The organism is Amycolatopsis sp. NPDC041971 (genome assembly GCF_055588925.1).
Genome location: NZ_JBVJCE010000029.1, coordinates 45,877 through 65,591, shown reverse-complemented (window position 1 = coordinate 65,591; position 19,715 = coordinate 45,877). Strand labels below are relative to the sequence as shown.

Here is a 19,715-nt window from a genome sequence, read left to right as displayed (position 1 = left end):
CCCGACTTCCCGTCTCGTCAATAACCTCGTCGACGATGTACCTGGGAACAACTCTCGTCAATACGCCCAACGACACGTGATCTGTCAACTTATCTCTAACACCCGCCGACACCCGATCGCCTATAAATCGATACTACCGAATGCGCTGAGCATGCCGACCATTTATGCGCTCAACACGCCGAAACATCCTTTCGGTCAAGGATACTTGAACATGAACAACCTGCCACTGAATTCGCGAGTGGCGGCCCCGCACGGAACGAGCTCGCATGACACCCGGGGCTAACGACCTTGACGTCCCTCATCAGCGCAAACAGGCTTAACTAAGTGGCATTGCTCCCAATACACCTCATGGGCATTCGGGCAACGACTCCGCACCGCCGGACTGCTCGCCTCCATGGGAACCGTAGGCGACTGCTACGACAACGCCATGATAGAATCCTTCTGGGGCGCCATGCAACTCAAACTACTCGACACCAAACAATGTGAGAGGCCTCTGATCTTCCGGACGTGAAACCCGCTAAGGTTTTACTCGGAAGAGAGGTGTTTGTGTCGAAGAAGCGTCGGTCGTTTACTCCTGAGTCTAAGGACGAGGTGGCGAAAATGGTGGTCGATGGAGTTCGTCCGGTTCCGTCGGTCGCGCGGGAGCTGGGTCTGAACGAGCAGACCCTGCGGAATTGGGTGAACAGTTGCCGTGAGACCCATGCCGGGGATGAGCCGCCGCTGGCGGTCTCTGAGCGTGCCCGGCTGCGCGAACTGGAGAAGGAAGTCCGCGAGCTTCGGCTGGAGAAGGAGTTCCTGGGAAAAGCCGCGGCCTTCTTCGCGAGCGAGTATCGGTGAGCGAGCTCTACGAGTTCATCGACGAGGAGAAGGGCACGGCGACCGAGGCCGGCGAAAACAAGTTCACCACGGCGAAAATGTGTGCGTGGCTGAATGTGTCGATTTCGGGATTTTACGACTGGCGGTCCCGGCCGGAGTCCGCGACCGCGCGACGGCGCGCGTATCTGGCGGCGCTGATCCAGAAGATCTTCGCTGCCTCCGACGAGACCTACGGCCACCGGCGGATCCATGCCCAGCTGGTCCGCCAGGGAGAGCACGTCACCCCGGAGCTGGTCCGCGGCATCATGCGCGATCTGGGGCTTGAGCCGTGCCAGCCGAGGCCGTGGTGGCTGGGACTCACCGAGGGCGCTCCCAGCCTGCTGCCCGACCTCGTGCTGCGGACTTCACCGCCGACGCGCCCGGCACGAAAATGGTCGTTGACATAACATATATCCCTACCTGGGGAGGATGGGTATACCTCGCCACAGTCATCGATTGCCACACCAAAGCCGTCATCGGCTGGGTCATGGACGACAACTACCAAACATCGCTGATCGAGAACGCGATACACATGGCCGCGCGAAATTACCCGATCACACGCGGAGCGATCTTCCATTCCGATCGAGGCGGCAACTACACGTCCGTCCAATTCGGTAACACGCTCCGCCTGATCGGGATACGACAATCTGTCGGGCGAACCGGAATCTGCTACGACAATGCGATGGCAGAGTCGTTCTTCGGCACACTGAAGAACGAGCGTGTCCACCGCGCGGTATGCGCCACACGCCAGCGAGCGATCGCCGATATTGCCGCATATATTGAATTGCGCTACAATAATCAACGTCTCCACTCCGGACTCGACTACAAGACCCCCAACGAGGTCTACGCCGAGTACCTGAACCGGCAGCAAGCTGCGTAGGTAATCCCACTAAACAGCTGTCCGGAAAGACCGAGGCCGCTCACCCACGCGTGTGGGGAGCACCGCCATTTCACTCGACCTGGAAGGCGTAGCCGGGGATACCCCCACACGTGTGGGAAGACACCCCACACGCGTGGGGAGCACGACCCGTCGGATCCCGCGCAATACACGATCCGCGGAACACCCCCACGCGCGTGGGGAGAATGTGCACCGCCGGTGTCACGTGGGGTCGCTGGTCGGGACACCCCCACGCGCGTGGGGAGAATGCTTGCTGGCCGGCGGCTTGCCGGACGGTAACACTGTTTTGCACTTGTTCCGCTTCGGGCGGTTTTCAATTCGTCGTCCTGGAATCAGGGCGCCGCTGCCATCGGTAGTTCACTGTAGTCACGCGGCCAAGCGTCAAAGGTGCGCGATGGCCTGAGGTATGACACCGGACCGTCGCCGGTCTGCGGACTCGACGTCGGCGACGTGCTGATTGAAGCGGCCAGATGGTCGACGGATCACCGTGTGAAGCCAGGGCAGCCCCGGCGCCCAGAATGCCGAGTATCCGCGCCCGTCGCCTGTCCGGAAGCTGCACTGAGTAGGTGATGCGTCGGCCAGTGAGTCCTCAGTCTTCCGGCTGATCGTCTGCCAGTGACAGCCGGAGTAAGTATCGCCGTTGTTCGGCGTGCTCGCGATGATTACGGTACTGGCGCTCGTGGTCGGTTGGGGCCTGCGCCCCACGTCAGTGCTGGCCTGAGGTGGGGCGCGCGGCGGCTGGCATGGACACGGCTTGCCCTCTGCCGAGGAGCGGGCCTGGGCGGTCTCCGTGGCCGAAAATTGTTCCGACCGGCACTCAGCGGGTCTTGACGCCGCTCGCGACGGCGACCTGGCGCCACTGGTGTGGCAAGTTGTCCGCGGTAGCGGCTGCACCCCGTACGAGGCCGAGGACGTCGTGCAGGGCACGTGGCTCGCCTTGTTCAGTCAGTTCGACAGGTTCGGGATGTTGCGACGTCTCCAGTTGGGCTCTGTTGCTGAAGGAGAGCCCGACACGGCACGGCACGGCGCGACATCCACCGCAGCTAGAGGCCCGCGTTGACCTGCACGAACGGTCGAAATCCGACATTTTGCGGCATTGCCTGGCACGGTGGCGGAGGGGACTTGTAAACTGAAGGTCAGGGGTTCGAGCCCCCTTGGCGGCTCAAGATCAACATAACGTTCGACCTGCTGATATGTCCCGTTATGCGAGTTGGATTCACATTTCCCTTGGCGCCATTGGGCTCCGTTTCGTCTCCGTTTTCACAGGCGTGCCGATTTCGGGTCGATTCGGCTTGCGACTTGGCGATATGGATGCGAGCTTTCGGGCAGTGACCAAGACGCCGGCGTTCCGCCGCGACGCTGTGCTCGCGGCCGGCGCCATTGCCCGCGAGATCGCGACGTGGATCTCCGAGCGCTTCCGGTTGCCCGCCGCGGACGTCCCCTCGCTCAACCTGCCGCCTGAGGCGTCGCTGCACGACGTCGAGACGATCGCCCTTCGGGTCCGTGGCCAGTGGGACCTCGACCAGCGGCCGATCCCGAACATGGTGCACCTGCTCGAAGCTCGCGGTGTCCGTGTGTTCTCCCTGGTGCAGGAGGTCCGCGACGTCGATGCTTTCTCCTTCTATATGGAGAATGAGCCGTTCGTCTTCATCGACACCGGCAAGACCGCCGAACGGCAGCGGTTCGACGCGGCCCACGAACTCGGCCACCTCGTCATGCATCAAGGACCCGAACGCGTGCAGAGCCGGGAAGCCGAACGCCAGGCCGACCGCTTCGCCGCCGCCTTCCTGATGCCCCGAGCGGACGTCCTCGCCCACAACCTCCGCAATGCCGGCCCCGACCAGCTCATCGACGCCAGCCGTCGATGGCGTGTGTCGGCCATGGCGCTGACCCACCGACTCGGTGAACTCGGCCAGCTCACCGAATGGGGTTACCGCAGCGCCTGTGTCGAGCTGGCCAAACGCGGCTACCGCCGCAGCGAGCCCGGCAGCCAGCTCGTTCCTGAGTCATCACAGGTTCTTGAGAAGGTCTTCGCGCACCTGCGCGCGAACGGCTCAGGCGTTAAAGCGATCATCGAAAGCACCAAACTCACCTCCGAAGAGTTCAACCGCCACGTCTTCGGACTGGCGAAAACGGTCACACTGGGACGCCCAGCGGGGCCGGAGGTGCCTACGGGACCGAAGCGCAGCCACCTCCATCTCGTTTCTCCGGGTTAAGACCTGGTCTCAAAACTTAAGGGTGTGTCACTGCGTAACCTGCCGGTCCTGGTCGTCGATCGTGGGCAGTCGTGGCGAAGACGACGCAGCAGCGGCGGGTCGAAGACCGGCTCTGGGAGCTGATCGAACCCCTGATCCCGTCCCGACCGGCGCCGCGCGGTCTGGGTGGGCGGCCCCGGATCGATGACCGTGCCGCGCTAGAGGGGATCTTGTTCGTGCTCGACACCGGCTGCCGCTGACCGGCCGCAGCCCCCTGACCGGGGTAAAGCCGACTCCAAGTACCACGTTCTGTGCGACGCGAACGGGCTACCGCTGCACATCATGTTGTCGGCGGCAAACACCCACGACAGCATGCTGTCCGAGCCGCTGCTGGACACGAACCCGACCGTGCGCGGCCACCACGGCCGGGCGGGCCGGCCACGATGCCGACCGGACAAGCTGCACGCCGACAAGGGCTACGACTACCGCCGCTGCCGCCGCTACCTGACCCGCCGCGGTATCAAGGTCCGTATCGCCCGGCGCGGGATTGAGGGCAAGTCCCGCCTCGGCCGGGTCCGCTGGGGCGGGTGGGGGTGTCTGGTGAGCTTCTGAGCGCGGAGCACGTCCTCGGGCCGGCACGGGGCCCCCGTCACCACGAGGGAGATCGATCTCCTGGAGGAGGCTGCAGCCGCGTTGCTGACGGCACCATCGACGGGGATGAACGAGCACTCTCGTCGGGAGGTGATCAGCCATCGGTGGGGCCGCCTCGTCAGAGGCGTTCGATGCGGTCGGCCTGCGGGCCCCGGTCGCTCTGACGCACCGTGTACCGGACCCGGTCACCCTTCTGCAGCGGCTCCGACCCCATGATCACGGACACGTGGGCGAAGAGATCGTCGCCGCCTGCGTCCGGGGTGATGAAGCCGAAGCCGCGGTCGTCGTCGTAGCGCGCGACGACGCCCTCGCCGCCTCGTACGGGCACGTCCCGCGCCGCCGGCCCTGCGGCCGCGGCAGGTGCCGACCGCTGCGGCGCCGTCTGGGGATCGGCGCCCCGGACCAGGTGCACGTCGCGGGCCTGCGGGCCCTTGTCTCCACTAGCCACCTCGTAGGCGACGCGGTCGCCCTCCGCGAGCCACGTCAGCCCCTCGGCCAGGGCCCGGGCGTGAACGAAGACGTCCCCGGCGCCGGAGTCGGGGTTGATGAAGCCGAAGCCCTTGTCCTCGTCGTACCAGGCCACCGTGCCGTCGGCACCGTCCGCGATACCAGCCGCAGCGGGTGAGCCGGCCCCAGCTCCCAGCGGGATCACGTGCCCGGCCTGCGGGCCGCGCTCGCCTTCGACGATCAGGAAGGCCACCCGCTGCCCCTCGGTGACCACGCCGCCGGTCACGATGGCGGAGCTGTGCACGAAGATGTCGGCGCCGCCGCCGTCCGGCGACGCGAAGCCGTACCCCTTGCCCGGCTCGTACCAGTTGACGGTGCCGAGCAGGCCCACGGCGCTGCCGGTGGCCGCATCGGCGGTGACGCGAACGCGCAGCGCCTGGGGCCCGCGGTCGTTCTCGCCGACCTCGAACACGACGGCCTGACCCTCGCGGAGCACTTTCGCGCCACCGTCCCCGACGATCTCGGAGGCGTGCACGAACACGTCCGGCGAGCCGTCCTCGGGCGCGAGGAAGCCGAAACCCCGTTCGGCGTCGAACCAACGGACGGTCCCTTGCGGCATCAAAGGCTCCAGGTCGAGAGGGCGGGCACTGGCCCCCAGTCTCCCTGACAGACCTCCGGTCCGTCGGGCCGGGCCCACAGACGGGCGGAGCGGAGCCAGGGGCGGACCGTTGGTTCACCTAGCGACACGCCGAGTTTTGAGAGCAGGTCTTAGAGGTCTTAACAGATTGAGTTGTTCTTGAGTCGGCGCCAGCAGATGATGCTGCAGGCGATGCTGAGGAAGGCTTCATGGATGTCATCGCGGATCTCCCAGCGGATGCGCAGGCGGCGGAACCAGTGCAGCAGCGCGATCGTTTGTTCGACGACCCAGCGGTAGACGCCGAGGCCGGAGCCGTGTTCGACGCCGCGGCGGGCGAACTGAGGGTTGATGCCTTTGCCGCGCACCAGTCTCCGGTACTTGTCGAAGTCGTAAGCGCGGTCGGCGTAGAGCGTGTCGGGACGGCGACGGGGCCGTCCTCGTCGGCCGCGCACCGGGGGTATCGCCTCGATCAGCGGGAGGAGCTGGGTGACGTCGTGGCGGTTGCCGCCGGTCAGCGTCACCGCCAACGGAATACCGCCGCCCTCGGTGATCACATGGTGTTTGGAGCCGTTCCTGGCCCGATCGACCGGACTGGGACCGGTTTTTGGCCCCCTTTTAACGCCCGGACATGGGAACCATCGGCCGCTGCCCGCGACCAGTCGATCAAACCGGCGGCGTTGAGCTTGTCCAGCAGCAGCTCGTGTAGCCGCTGCCACACGCCAGCCTCGGTCCAGTCCCGCAACCTCCGCCAGCACGTCATGCCCGAGCCATACCCCATCTCCTGTGGCAAGAACTCCCATGGAATGCCCGTGTACAGCACGAACAAGATGCCGCACAACGCCTTCCGGTCGTCCAACCGTTCGCGCCCGGGATTACGGAAGCGACGCTCGACCTTGGGCAGCAAAGGCTCGATCAACTCCCACAGCTCGTCCTCGACTTCCCACGGCCTGCGCTGGGCCACACCAACCTCCCGTCACTTGATCAACAACGGAAGAGATCAAACCACACGCCAAGATCATTACGTTAGGACCTCTTACTGCGTGCGAAAAGAATCGCTTGCTGAGCTTTCGCATCCGGGTCGAGCAGCATCTCGGCCTCGACCACGAATCCGGCATCGCGCAGCCAGGATGCCACCTGGTCCGGCTGACGGCGGTACACATGGACCTTCATCGGGTGACCGCCATAGCCCTCCGTCTTCAACTGCGACTCGTCACCGACGTGAAACAGGAGCTGCAGCGGTCCGCCTGGACGCAATGCTCGGTGGAAGTGCCCGAACACAGTCGGCACCTCGTCGTCGGGGATGTGGATCAACGACTGCCAGGCGAGCAGGCCGGCCACCGAAGCAACGGGGAGGTCCAGTTCCGCCATCGAGCCCACCTCGAACCGCAGGCCGGGGTGGTCGCGCCGGGCCACGTCAATCATCCCCGGGGAGAGGTCGACACCGAAGGCGTCGACACCGAGCTCATGCAGGTGGGCGGTGACTTCACCGGGGCCGCAGCCGACGTCCGCGACCGGCCCGCCGCCAGCGACCCGCACGCTGTCGGCGAACAACGCCAGCGCCGCGCAAAGGTACTGGTGTCCGGCGAGGGCACCTCGCACTTGGTCGGCATAGCTGACCGCGACCGTGTCATAAGAGGTGCGGGTGTCGGCCAACCAGTCATCCGTGGTCATGACCGGCACGATATTCCATGATCACGACCTCGTGAACGGCCGACGCAGAGGGACCGATCATTGGCCCGCCAACTGGCCCAGACCTCCGCCACGTTTCCGCAGACCGCAATGCAGGAGTGCACATCATGCCGTTGACCACCGAACAGCGCCGTCGCAACGAGGCCACCATCCGTGCTGCGATGGACCGCCTACCGCTGGGGCAGCTTCCAGCCCGCGGCGGTTGCAACCTCAAGACTCTCGCACGAGAAACCGGCGTCGCCAGAACGGGCTTCTACGCACGCACCGACCCACAGGGCAACCAGCGGCCAGGGCCCTATCAGCACCTGGCCGAGGAGTTTCAGCGTCGGCTGGCCGATCTCCGCGAGGCGGGCACCGTCTCAGACCCGCGCGAACTCCAGATCACCCGGCTGAAAGACGAGAACGCCAAGCTCCGTGAACGCGTCCAGGAACGCGATGCGCGGATCACCGAACTCACCGAGTTCAAGGAGCGCGCGTTGTCACAACTCGCCGCGCAGCACGAAGAGATCCTCCGGCTTCGACAGCGCACCGACTCGCCGAACAACGTCCGCACCCTCCCCACCGCCAGGAAGTCGAGGATCACTGAACCATGCGGCTGAACGAAGATCTGTTCCAAAGGCGTACCGCGACACGACATCACCCATCCACCGACCGCAAGTCCGATCGTCTAATGTGGACGCACACGGCTCCGATGGGCTTCACTGGCTGGTCGCAACGCGACACGCTCACAACGCGACACGCTCACAACGCGACACGCTCACAACGCGACACGCTCACAACGGGACACGGCCACTGCCGCGACAACCGGCGCCAGCACAGCGGACACGTCGAACGCATCGTGAGGTCCCTGCACGCGCGGGGCCTGCGGCTGCACTGCTTCGGCGTCAAGACGACCTGTGGGGTTCCAGAAGTCCGCTCATGTATCCTGACCTGGGGTAATGGCAGGCTCGGCGGGCAGGGCATGATCGGCAGCCATGGCGTTGCGTCTGCTCTATCTGATCTTCCTGCGGCTTGTGGGTCTGCTGGTGTTGCTTGGGCGCTCGTCGGCGTCCAAGGACGTCGAGTTGCTGGTGCTACGCCACGAGGTCGCCGTGTTGCGCAGAGGTAATCCGAAACCTCCTCTGGACTGGGCCGACCGGGCTGTTTTCGCGGCGTTGGTGCGGCTGTTGCTCAAGACGCTGCGGACACACCGGCTGGTCACCCCGGGCACGATCCTGCGCTGGCACCGTCGGCTGGTAGCCGCGAAGTGGACCTATCCCCACCGGCACGGGCGTCCGCCCGTCGACGACGCGATCGCCGGGCTGATCGAACGGATGGCTAGGGAGAACCACAGCTGGGGCTACAAGAGGATTCAGGGTGAGCTGCTCAAGCTTGGACACCAGGTCGGTTCCTCGACGATCCGGCGGATCCTGAAGCGTGCGCGCATACCTCCCGCGCCGGACCGGCACACCGACACGACCTGGCGGCAGTTCCTGCGTACACAGGCCTCGACGATGCTGGCGTGCGACTTCTTCCACGTCGACTGCGCGCTTACTCTCAAGCGGATCTACGTGTTCTTCGTGCTGGAGGTCGGCAGCCGCTATGTCCACGTCCTCGGCATGACCACGAATCCGGACGGCAGGTGGACCACTCAGCAGATCCGCAACCTCGTGCTGGATCTCGGTGATCGAGTCGATGAGTTCAGATTTCTGATCCGCGACCGGGCCGGCCAGTTCACGGCCTCCTTCGATGCCGTCCTGGCCGACGGGGGCATCGAGACGATCAGGATTCCGCCGCGTTGCCCACGGGCGAACGGCTACGCCGAACGGTTCGTGCTCACGGCCAGAACCGAGCTCACTGACCGTATGTTGATCCTTAACGAGCGGCATCTGCACGCCGTGCTCGCCGAGTACGTCCGGCACTACAACGGTCGACGACCGCACCGCTCCCGCGAGCTTCGCCCACCCCGGCCGACCCACCCCGTGGCAGACGGCAACTCTCAGCGGATCAAACGACAGCGGCTTCTCGGAGCATGATCAACGAGTACGAACGAGCCGCGTAAATCCACTGGTCAGCACCGGTGACCAACTTTTGGAACCTCACAGGGTACGACTCGGGCAAAAGCCGGGACGAACTGGCCAGACGCGGCCTGCACGGACAGATCGCCCACAACGACAGAAAGCACCCATCCAGGCCAGCGGGCGCTGGCAGGTGGAACACACCAAAGGCCTGGCACAATGCGTTCACCCGGCTCCGGCGCTTCTACGAACGCCGCGAGACCGTCGTCGACGCCTACTTCGACCTCGCTGACACCATCACCGCCATCCGCGCGGCATGATCCGCAAAGCCTGGACTCTCTACCTCTGGGGCAGCCGACCCGCACGCAGCCCCTGAAGGTCATCAAATTGCGCGGCCTCCCTAGTCTGTTGTGTGGAGGCGCTGCGGGGACCTCACATGGATAATCACCTGGGCCGTTTGATCCAGGCAGATACGGCTGAATGGTTTAGCACGCTTTGATGTTGCCGTCTAAGCAGGACTGGGCTCTTTGAGTGATCTTTTCGCTATCTGACGCCTGTGTGCGGAGGACTGCGTTAGCGTCCTGGGCACGTCCAGGGGGTCGTGCGGCTTCCGTCGAGGGTGGACGCGGGGGAAGGTCTTAATTGATGAAAACAGGTCTGGGCGGAGCTTTGCGCTGCGCGGCGGTCGACCGTGAGGAAAGCAGAAGATCAGGGGTGTTCTCCCGTGTACTCGTTGCCACGGTGACCGTCGTAGCGGCTCTGATTTGCTTTACACCCGCGGCCACGGCGGCGGCTGCTCCCGAAGAATTGTCGCTTTCCGGCGTTGTTCCGGCGACTCCGACCGAGTTGGGCGCCTTCCTGGGCCGAACTGTCGAGTCCAACACCTTTGCGCTCCGGCCTATGTCAAACTCGAATCAGTGTCTCGATGTCTACGCCAGCGGCCAAGGTCCGTGGGTGCAGGCTTGGACCTGTAATGGCCAAGCGAACCAGCAATGGTATTTCGTGTGGTACGACAACACCCACAACTGGGAGGTCCGCAGCGCGGACACGTGGTGTGTCGACAGCCGTAACGGCCGTGGTGAGTCACTGGAACATCAGCCCTGTACCGGTGTCGCCAGTCAGCGGTTCAACGTCTATCCGATCGACTCGGCGCTGGTGTTCGAGAGCGCCACACGCCCGAATCAGGTGTGGGACGTCTACGACCAGGGTAGGGGCACCATAGTGCAACTATGGGACTACAACCGCACCCCGAATCAACGATGGAAGAATTCTTGATTCCCCATCTATCATAGACCAGACATGGAGTCGCACCCAGCTGACTATACCGCTGAAGCGTGCACTGAAACTATCTAACGCTGGCTTCATAAAGGAGATCAGTCAATCATGAGATCCCGAACCGCACAAAGACTTATACTACGCGGGATATCCATATCCGCTATTTCCGCACTGGTGGCAACAATTCCTGTTGTGGTGGTCCAGGCCGCGGAAGCACCGTCTGGACCGGTCGATGCGGGGGTGTCGATTCCGGCATCGGCGTGGGTGCCGCCCGCGCAGGTGAACCGCACGCCCACCGGTGGCGCGCCCCCGGCGACCCTGTGGCAAGGGCCCGGTAGCCGTGGCCAGGCAGCACCTGATGCGATGCGAGCCGAGGCGGTGACCTGTTCCTCTGGGGTGGCCACCGGGATCTTGAAGCAGTATCCGCTGGAGCGTTTCCCGGTCTCGGACCGGTCCGAGCTCCTGGTGAACACCGCCAACGGCAACGTCGTGATCAATGCCAGCGATCTGACGGTGAAGGGCACCGGTCACCACCTGTCGCTCAACCATGTCTACAACAGCAAACTTGCCGATGGTGGAGCGCTGGGTACCGGATGGTCGCTGAACACCGGTCGAGATGTCGGCCTGACGTTCGAGGGCGACAACGTGGTGCTGCACGGCGACAGCGCGTACTGCGCGACGTTCACCAAGAACACCTCCGGCGGCTACAAACCGGCTCCCGGGGTCGGCGCGGAACTCGCGAAGCTCGACGGTGGCACGTACGCGCTGACCTTCAACGGTTCCAACGAAAAATGGTCGTTCAACGCCCAGGGCTGGCTTCTGTCCCAGGCCGACCGCAACGGCAACAGCACCACGCCTCGCTACCACGGCAACGGCACCCTCGCGTCGATCACCGACTCCCAAGGGCGGGTCACCACCTTCGCCTATGACAGTGCTCAGCACCTGACCGCCGTCACCGACCACACAGGCACCACCGCTGCGAGCTACGTCTACGACTCGACGGGCAAGCTGAGCAGCTACACCGACCGTGCGGGCAACCAGACCACGCTGCAGTACGACGCCGCGAACAACCTCAGCGCCCTCATCGACCCGAACAAGGGCAAGACCCAACTTTTCTACGATTCGTCCGACCGGGTCATCGACGTACGGGTTCCCGGCCAGGCGGGCCCGCTGACTACCTTGTTCGCCTACGGCGACAAGCAGACCACCGAAACCGACGCCAATACCAACAAGGTCACTTACAAGTTCGACGACCAGGGCCGCCAGATCGAGGCCGTCGACGCGCTCGGCCACTCACAGAAGAAGACCTGGACCGCCAACAGCGATGTCCAGGTGACCACGGACGGGCTCACCAACAACACCACCCGCAGCTACGACAGCCTCAACAATCTGATCGGCACCGAACTGCCAACCGGCGCCAAGAACGCCATCGGCTACACCAAGTCCGGGCAGCCGCACCTGCCCACCTCGGTCAAAGACCCCCAGGGCAACGAAGTCACCCGCGACTACGACAGCGCGGGAAACCTCACCAAGGTGCGTTCCACCGGTTTGAACGCCGACTTGCAGGTCCTCACCTACAACCATCCCCAGGGCACCGTGGCGTCCAGCGCGGACGGAAACGGGCAGCTCACCACCTTCGGCTACGACGCCGCAGGCAACCTGACCTCGATGGACCCGGCAGGGCCGATCCAGCCCACCCGCTACGGCTACGATTCGCTGTCACGGGTCACCAGCGTCACCGACGGCAACGGCATGCGCCTTGACTACAGCTATGACAAACTCGACCGCGTGGTCGCAGTCAGCCGCAACGGGCAAGCCTTACAGGCGCACACCTACGACGCGATCGGCAACCTGATCACGCGCCGATTCGGTGCGGTGACTACTTCATTCCAGTGGACCAAAACCCCGGCGGCCAGCCAGCCGACCCAAGTCAAACGTAGCGAAGGCACCTCGGTGGAGACCGTCGGCTACACCTACGACAAGGTCGGCAACCTCACAACCCTGACCGACGCGGGCGGCACCACCACCTACACCTACGACGCCGCGGACCGGCTCACCACGCTGGCCGATCCGTTCGGGCAGAGCACCACCTTCGGCTATGACGATGCCGACCGCCGTACCCGCGCCAACTTCGCCGGCGGCACCGTGCAGTACACCGGCTACGACAAGAGCGGCCGGCAAACCAGCATCACCGTCAACAAAACCGGCGGAATCCCACTCCTGCGCCACACCTACAACTACACCAAAACCGGCGGCGGAGACAGCAACCAGCTACAGGCCAAGAACATCAACGGAGACACCACCGCCTACACCTACGACAGCCTCGGACGGCTCACCAAAGCCGGCAACAGCACCTTCGCCTATGACACCGCCAGCAACATGACCAACCTGGCCGGCACCGCGTTCACCATCAACACCGCCAACCAGTCCACCACAGCGGGCAACGACAACCTGGCCTTCGACGGCGCCGGGAACCTGACCAGCAACACCGCGGGCAACACCAGCCACACCTACAGCCCCACCAACCAGCTCACCCGCACCGCCACCGGCGGACAGCAGGTGTTCTCCGCCAGCTACGACACCATCGACCAAACCCAACGCCGCACCATCACCGAAACCGTCAACGGCACCAGCACCACCCACGTCTTCGGCGAAACCGCACTCGGCACCACCCAGGTGACCGACAACGGAGCCCGCACCAGCTACACCCGCGACCCCGACGGCACCCCCATCACCCAGAAAACCGCCACCGGAGCACGCCACAACCTCATCACCGACTACCAAGGCAGCGTCCTCGGCCTCATCGACAGCAACGGCCAACTGACCGCCACCTACACCTATAGCCCCTACGGCACCGCGACCGCCACCGGCCCAGCAGCCGACACCAACCACTTCCGCTGGATCGGCACCTACCAACTCCGCAACGGAACCAACCTCACCGGCTACCGCAACTACAACCCCACCTGGGGCCGCTTCACCCAAACCGACCCCACCGGCCAAGAACCCAACCCCTACAACTACGCCCAGGCAGACCCCTGCAACAGAACAGATCCCACAGGCGCCGCGTCGTCAGCATGCGTCAAGGCCGGCGTCACCTCCATTCTCGGCCTGGTGGGGACCGCCGCCACCTACGTCACCAGCGCCGCCACAGCCGGCGTCACGGCCGGACTGGCAGTGGGATCGACAGTCGCTACCGTGACCGCTATCACCAATGCGGCGCTCGCGTGCAGCTAGCCACATCAATTGAACGCAAGGAGAACCAGACACGATGAGCAAATCCACAAGCATGGTCTTCCTAGTCATCTCAGGAATCTTGCTCGTCACCCTCGTCGTGCTGGCTGTCTTTTGGCCCACCACCCTCAATATCGTCATGGCGGCGGTTCTGGCACTGCTATTTGCCTACTCTGCCTTTTCCGTGAAGCGCAGATGGGAAAAACTGCGGTAGCCACAGGATGGGAAACGATGACGGAGAGCGCGGCTTGGTTCTTGCGCTCTCCGTCATCAGCTTACCTGGGGTCGCTTCACCCAACCCGACCCCGCAGGGCAGGAGATCAACCCGTACAACTACGCCACCGGCGACCCGATCAACAGCTGCGACCCCACCGGCGCCTACAGTGTCGACGACTTCATCTCGGACGCGGATATTATCGGGAAATTCCCTGGCGCTGGCATCGGCGCTATGGCGGGTCTTGTCGCCTGTGCGTTCGGCCCAGTCGGCTGCGGAGCGGGTGCCGGTATCGGTGGTGGGCTCGACGCCGTCGTAGGCATTGGAGTCGCAACGCGCAAACGGTTCGTTCCAGCCCTGTGCCGAACCTTCTGCCGCAAGTAAAAAACGCGAAGTGCTAAGGGTTGACAGGGTCTTGGACGATATGTACCTGGCCGGGACCCTGTCACCTTCTCTGCGCGGCGAACGCGAACCCGAAGGGAAGTGACTAAATGGAACATCGACTTAAATTAAAAACTGTACACGTCATAGCGACTTTGGTAATGGTACTTCTTGCTCTTGTTGCAGGCTTTGTTGGCGCTGCCCTTGCAGAAAAGTATAATTTGCCATGGCTAACCTTCCTACTGCTAGCCGTCGTAGTAGTGGTAGCACTCGCTCTATTTTTCAGGTCAGATCTTGCCAAAAATTTGCCTAAGAAGAGGAGGTAGTCCACCACTTCCGTCGCGGATGCGACGGCTGATCGAGGGCATTCTCATCACCCAAAAAACACCGCCGGGGCTTCGGTAATCTCATCACTGACTTTCCCGGCAGTGTATCCAGGATCGGCAACTGCCAACTCCGCAACGGAACTGGATCTCACCGGCTACCGCAACTACAACTCCACCTGGGGCCGCCTTACTCAAACCGACCCGCCGGCCAAGAACTCGCTCCCTGCAACTACGCCATCGGCGACCCCATCAACCGCAGCGATCCCGCCGGGGCCTACGGCGGGGCCGACCTCGGTCAAGACATCGGTTCTTATGCCTGGCAGCGGTCGGTACCGCAATCGCCGGGTCCGCGTGTGCCATCACAACCGGTGTCGGCTGCCTCGTAGCGGGAATCGCGGCAGGCGATTCTGGGAGAAGCGGGCGGCGGAGCGGGAGCGTTGATCGGCGGCGGCGACTCGGACAAGGCCCGAGACGGAATGATCAGCGGTGCGATAGGTGGATCACTGGGAGGTGGCGTGGGAGGACCCGGCCCACCACATCAACATCGCTGCCGACCCGCAGGGATGTTGGTCCTTCGGCGTCAATCGCGACTGGGCGCCGTTTGTCTCCGGTGTGCCGATAGTTGGAGAAGCGCTCTGCGGAGCCGGTTGCTGGCGTAGCAGCCTTTCTGCTTCCTCGCCACAACCGCTGCGGTGGGGTCTTCAGCAAGCACACCTCCCGGTGTCGGGAACTCAAGGCTCAGTGCCCGCTGCTGTGCCGGGCAACGCCGGTCTTGTCCCCGGCGACGATCGCGTCGACGTGCACACCTGAGTGGCTCATCGCGCATGCTTCTGACGGTGGTTGGATTGAACACATGGCCGCACTTCCAATCCATGATCGTTTTGGCAACACCTTGGTCGATTTTCGTTTCGTCACGGAAGAAGAGCTGGCTCGTCTGAGCAAGCAGATGGCCGCGCCAGCCTCGCTGATCGTCGTCTCCCACGCGGACGCTGTCCTGATGATGTTCGACAACTGGCGGAAGCAGTGGGAGCTTCCCGGGGGAACGCGAGAGCAAGGCGAAACCCCGCGCCAGACCGCCGCGCGGGAGTTGCGCGAGGAGACCGGCATCCAAGTGTCGAATTTGACTTTCGCCACAGTCGCCGAGTTCGATCTCACGAAGCCAGAGCGCAGGGAACTCCTTGCGGTTTATCGGGTTCGACTCAAGGTGGCGCCGCAGCTGACTGTGAACGACGAAGCGCTGGACTTCTGCTGGTGGCCGCCATCGCAACCGGTGAGCAAGGACATGAGCCCGCTGGACGCGGAAATCGCCAGGCGCGTGGTCGGCTCGTCAACCACCTGAACGCCGGCCACGATCTTCCGCCGTGAAGCGACACGGCTTCACGTAAAATACAAGATGCTCGCCCAGCTCGACGAACTCGAAACCGGCCGGGCCGATCGCCGCACTCGCTCCGAAGCAGGTCACTGGGCCGGGGAGATCGAGGGATCGACATGAGCGGGACCCTCCTGTGGCCGGGCAGCACTCCGCTTGAGTCGGTCAAGGCCATAGACGGTCCGCGATGGCGTCCGGCCCGCCCCTTGGCTCCGGCCGACGTAATGCGGTGACTTCGCCGGTTGCGGGGTTCTCAGCACAGAAGGTGTGAGCATCCCAGGTGGTGACGGGCGCCGGGAAGGTACTCGCCGGGATGTCTCCGCGGAGCCGGTCCTTCCAAACTCGCTGTAGTAGCGAACGTGTCAATCATCGGGGCCACGTGGGGGATGTTCTCTCATCCTTCAGCATGACAGCCAGTGCGATCTCGGCCGCCGCGACGAGCACTACCCCGACAACGACGCCCCACAATCCCCACTTCCACCGCTGCTCATCGTCGACAACGATGTTCGGTTCGCCGAATTGCCAAGAGCGAAGTTTCCTATCAATGCGGTCCATCAATACGTCGGCGGATTGCTCTGCAGATTCCCTTATCTGTTCAATCTCGGGAACGCAACGATCGATGTCGCGGCGGCTCGATTAAGGCTGCTAGTGACCTCGCTTATTTGGCTAGACGAGATGGCATCAGAAGCTTGCGAAAGTCTGGAGGATGCGGCCTCGCTGGGAAGCGTAGAAAAGGTTACTGGAGTTTGATTCGACGTCACCAAGACGAGATGTGGCCGCGTCGAGGCGATCAACATGCTCACGGTCAAGATAATGCCCCTCGATCCGGTCAAAGAGAGTCTGGAGTACTTCTGCGGCAGAGGAGCTGACGTCACAGAGGTCTGATATCGAGTTTTCGATTTGCTCTCTCGTGTTGTCAGCTGCCCCACGCGGCATATCTTCCAGTCGCTCCTCGGTAGGCCGATCCAAGCTGTCTACCTTTGACCTGATATTCTTCTCCATATTTCGCTTCCCTGTGTTAAGCGGGTCAACCGTGTAGATGTGCTCGTTCGTCTTACTGTCCACAATGCCGTGATAGAAGTCGCAAAAGTAGAAGGCATTTCGCTACTTTGAGGTCATCGCGGGCAAGCCGCAGGTTGATATTGTGGACCTTCTGGAGAGATGGCCCTGATGTGAGCTATCTGCACGTTCTTTTTCGGTGCGTCGCCGAAGATCTGCACACTGGGTTGAGTGCAATCGGGCTCGTAGCATTTCGTGCTAAGTGCGGATAGGGCGCCCTGGTCGCTTCGCTGTAATTTCGAATATCACCCACCTGGACCCTCCGATATCCCGAACCAGTCAACCGCCTGCCGAGGGACTGTATGCGGAGACACCGACAAAACGGTGCGGCGATGGCGTGACCGCGTCGGTGTGACAACTCGGTCGTAACTAGCGGTGCAGGTCAAGGGTTCATGCTGACAGCAAGCGGGTGCAGGCCGGTCATACATTGCGTTTGTTCGATCGCGGAAGCCCGGGTCACGACGGCCAAGACGTTGCGCCGTGCTCATCTAGCCGAGCATGGCGGCGTGTAGCGGTTCGCGGTAGAGCGCCGAGCCAGCGGATGTCACCGCGTTCGAGCTTGCCGATGTAGTTTGACGTCGGTCGTGTCAACCGCCTTGCTGCGATCAATGGCCGCCAGCGGGGAATCGAACTGACCGTCCGCGGGGCCGTCCATGGGGAATTTCGACTGACCCCTGGCGCCCGTCTAGATCACCGGGCGATGCTTAACGACGTTCCGTGCGGGGATGTCGGGTTACTCGGCGGGGCGGCGTCGTTTGTCGCGGATGTAGATGCCTGCGGCCTTGCCGTCGCCGGGGGTGCGGCGGTCTTGCCCGAACAACGTGGTGGCGTTGATCAGGCCGCTGAGCTTGGGGTAGCCGTAGTTGCGTGGGTCGAAGTCTGGGCGTTGTTTGGTGATGATGCTGCCTACGGCGGCGAGTGCGGCCCAGCCGTCGTCGTCGGAGGCAGCTTCGACGACGTTGCGGAGTTGGTTCACCAGTGCTGTCGGCTTTCGGCTGTGTCGCGGCCGTAGCGGTTTTCGGTTTGGCGTCCGTTTCCGCCGGTGCAGTGGGGGTAGCTGAGGTTCTCGGTGTAGATGAATTTGTCGCAGGCCCTAGGGGCTGCCCCGAGTTTGGCCGTCACCGGTGCCGGCACCGCTCCGGCCCAGTGGCCGGCGCTGGTCAGTCCCCTCCTCACCCTCGCAGTCGTGTGAGGCGGCTAGCGATGTCAGCAGGTAGACCCCTTGTATCGCCGTGCGTCGTCAGGACGATTCGTAGCGACCCGTCATGCGTGACGACACCGAGAATCCGTTCGTTCCGGACCTGCGTCGTCATCGTCGGTCCCCAGATCGCGACCGCGGACGGCGTGCCGGGCTCGTATGTCCCCAGGTTGGTGATCTCCAGGTCGGCGGTGGTGGCGGCGAGCATCGCTGCCTCTGCCTCCACGGCGTCGGCGGGATCGAGCGAGGCCAGCATGAGTGCCGCGTCGCGGGCGGCGTCGCGTGCCGCGCGCAGTTGCGCCGTCGCGTCCTGGGCGAGGGACCAAAGCGTGCTGTGCGCGGGTGCCCGCATGACGACAGTCGTCGCCGTGAAGCGGTTCACGACCTCATCATCGAGACCCAGCACCGAGCGGAGGTCGATGGGCACATTGATGCGGATGCTGTCGGCGCCGGTGAGCGCGGTGAGTGCTTGTGCGGCAGCGGCACAGAGTGCGCCTTGGACAGTTGAAGCGTGGGCACGAGCGGTTGAGCGAAGGAGCTCGGTCGTCGCGGGGTCGAGTTCGGCGCCTTCGATGCTCGGTGCCGTGGCGTCGAACGGACGGATCGTGGCGACAGGCGGGTCTGTCGCAGTGCCCGGGGCGTGCTCGATCGGCTGCTCTGCCCGGGGTAGGCGCTCGAGCAGACTCTCCTGGTCGATGGGCACCGGCCGAGCCGGGAGCGTCCGCCCGTCGAGGATCGCGAGGAGGTCGTGTGCTGCGCGGAGTGCGCCGCGTCCGTCGGCGATCTGGTGGGAGAACGTCAGAAGGACGATGGTTCCACGGTCACCAGGACCGTCGCTCAACAACGTCGCGCGCGCCAGAGGACTCCCGTTGGCGTCGATGGGACGCGTCTGCTCCTTTGCTGCCGCTTCCCGCCAGTCGCCCGTGCGGGCCTCTCGGATCGGAATGAGCCCGGTCGACCGTCGGAATACCGGGCGATCACCGGTGCGATCGATGCCGACGGTGAGCAGCGGATGCGTTTGCTGCAGCTGCGCGAGCGCGCGCTCCAATTGCTGTGCCCAGACGGGCGACCCGAGTTCGATGATGAGCGAAAACTGTACTGGGTTGCGACTGATGTAGAGGTCGATGATGCGCTCGAACGCCCCTAGCGGGCGCAGGATCGAGTCTGCTTCAGAGTGGCGCATGCCGTCCTTCGTATCGTTGTGCTCGATGGGTCGGGCGCGTGTCGCGATTGAACCGGGCCACTCAGGGGCCGGGTCCCGCGAGGGGACCGTCGACGGGCCGCTGAGTGGCG

Annotated in this window: 13 protein-coding genes and 3 pseudogenes; 11 read left to right on the top strand and 5 right to left on the bottom strand. The window is 63.8% G+C overall.

Features of this window, described 5'->3' with window-relative positions:
- The first annotated feature begins 546 nt into the window (after window positions 1–546).
- From ACZ6DT_RS38525 to ACZ6DT_RS38515, 3 genes and pseudogenes are all read left to right on the top strand, one after another.
- Window positions 547–1,735 (top strand): annotated as a pseudogene (locus ACZ6DT_RS38525) (IS3 family transposase).
- A 1,211-nt stretch (window positions 1,736–2,946) separates the two neighbouring features.
- Window positions 2,947–3,969, top strand: coding sequence for an ImmA/IrrE family metallo-endopeptidase (locus ACZ6DT_RS38520; protein ID WP_465604467.1), 1,023 nt, complete (start codon window positions 2,947–2,949; stop codon window positions 3,967–3,969).
- A gap of 71 nt (window positions 3,970–4,040) precedes the next feature.
- Window positions 4,041–4,530: pseudogene (locus ACZ6DT_RS38515) on the top strand (transposase); the annotation flags it as partial.
- Between the two features lie 187 nt (window positions 4,531–4,717).
- Here the strand turns inward: ACZ6DT_RS38515 and ACZ6DT_RS38510 are convergent.
- From ACZ6DT_RS38510 to ACZ6DT_RS38500, 3 genes are all read right to left on the bottom strand, one after another.
- Window positions 4,718–5,665, bottom strand: coding sequence for a cold-shock protein (locus ACZ6DT_RS38510; protein WP_465604464.1), 948 nt, complete (start codon window positions 5,663–5,665; stop codon window positions 4,718–4,720).
- A 158-nt stretch (window positions 5,666–5,823) separates the two neighbouring features.
- A protein-coding gene (locus ACZ6DT_RS38505) for an IS5 family transposase (protein WP_465604461.1) occupies window positions 5,824–6,644 on the bottom strand; the annotation gives its coding sequence in 2 pieces (ribosomal slippage) (window positions 5,824–6,302 and window positions 6,302–6,644; 822 coding nt in all).
- 62 nt (window positions 6,645–6,706) lie between these two features.
- Window positions 6,707–7,354 carry a class I SAM-dependent DNA methyltransferase gene (locus ACZ6DT_RS38500; RefSeq protein WP_465604458.1) on the bottom strand — a complete coding sequence of 216 codons (648 nt, stop codon included), beginning with the start codon at window positions 7,352–7,354 and terminating at the stop codon, window positions 6,707–6,709.
- Window positions 7,355–7,479: 125 nt separating this feature from the next.
- Between ACZ6DT_RS38500 and ACZ6DT_RS38495 the strand changes: the two genes are divergently transcribed.
- From ACZ6DT_RS38495 to ACZ6DT_RS38460, 8 genes and pseudogenes are all read left to right on the top strand, one after another.
- On the top strand, window positions 7,480–7,971 hold the full coding sequence (locus ACZ6DT_RS38495) for a hypothetical protein (RefSeq protein WP_465604456.1): 492 nt from the start codon (window positions 7,480–7,482) through the stop codon (window positions 7,969–7,971).
- A 375-nt stretch (window positions 7,972–8,346) separates the two neighbouring features.
- A complete protein-coding gene (locus ACZ6DT_RS38490) occupies window positions 8,347–9,387 on the top strand; it encodes an integrase core domain-containing protein (RefSeq protein WP_465604453.1) in 1,041 nt (346 codons plus the stop codon).
- A 44-nt stretch (window positions 9,388–9,431) separates the two neighbouring features.
- Window positions 9,432–9,689 carry a hypothetical protein gene (locus tag ACZ6DT_RS38485; protein WP_465604451.1) on the top strand — a complete coding sequence of 86 codons (258 nt, stop codon included), beginning with the start codon at window positions 9,432–9,434 and terminating at the stop codon, window positions 9,687–9,689.
- A gap of 325 nt (window positions 9,690–10,014) precedes the next feature.
- Window positions 10,015–10,644, top strand: a complete 630-nt coding sequence (locus tag ACZ6DT_RS38480) for an RICIN domain-containing protein (RefSeq protein WP_465604448.1) — start codon at window positions 10,015–10,017, stop codon at window positions 10,642–10,644.
- A gap of 192 nt (window positions 10,645–10,836) precedes the next feature.
- Window positions 10,837–13,878, top strand: coding sequence for an RHS repeat domain-containing protein (locus ACZ6DT_RS38475; protein WP_465604445.1), 3,042 nt, complete (start codon window positions 10,837–10,839; stop codon window positions 13,876–13,878).
- Window positions 13,879–13,912: 34 nt separating this feature from the next.
- Window positions 13,913–14,089 (top strand): hypothetical protein, encoded by a 177-nt coding sequence (locus tag ACZ6DT_RS38470; protein ID WP_465604442.1) that lies wholly within the window; start codon window positions 13,913–13,915, stop codon window positions 14,087–14,089.
- 75 nt (window positions 14,090–14,164) lie between these two features.
- Window positions 14,165–14,473: pseudogene (locus ACZ6DT_RS38465) on the top strand (RHS repeat-associated core domain-containing protein); the annotation flags it as partial.
- Between the two features lie 1,176 nt (window positions 14,474–15,649).
- Complete coding sequence (locus tag ACZ6DT_RS38460) at window positions 15,650–16,135, top strand: NUDIX hydrolase (RefSeq protein WP_465604439.1); 486 nt, start codon at window positions 15,650–15,652, stop codon at window positions 16,133–16,135.
- Window positions 16,136–17,957: 1,822 nt separating this feature from the next.
- On the opposite strand, the gene ACZ6DT_RS38455 is transcribed toward ACZ6DT_RS38460, so the two are convergent.
- Window positions 17,958–18,200 carry an OST-HTH/LOTUS domain-containing protein gene (locus tag ACZ6DT_RS38455; protein WP_465604436.1) on the bottom strand — a complete coding sequence of 81 codons (243 nt, stop codon included), beginning with the start codon at window positions 18,198–18,200 and terminating at the stop codon, window positions 17,958–17,960.
- 196 nt (window positions 18,201–18,396) lie between these two features.
- Window positions 18,397–19,605 (bottom strand): phthiocerol/phthiodiolone dimycocerosyl transferase family protein, encoded by a 1,209-nt coding sequence (locus tag ACZ6DT_RS38450; RefSeq protein ID WP_465604433.1) that lies wholly within the window; start codon window positions 19,603–19,605, stop codon window positions 18,397–18,399.
- Between the last annotated feature and the right edge of the window lie 110 nt (window positions 19,606–19,715).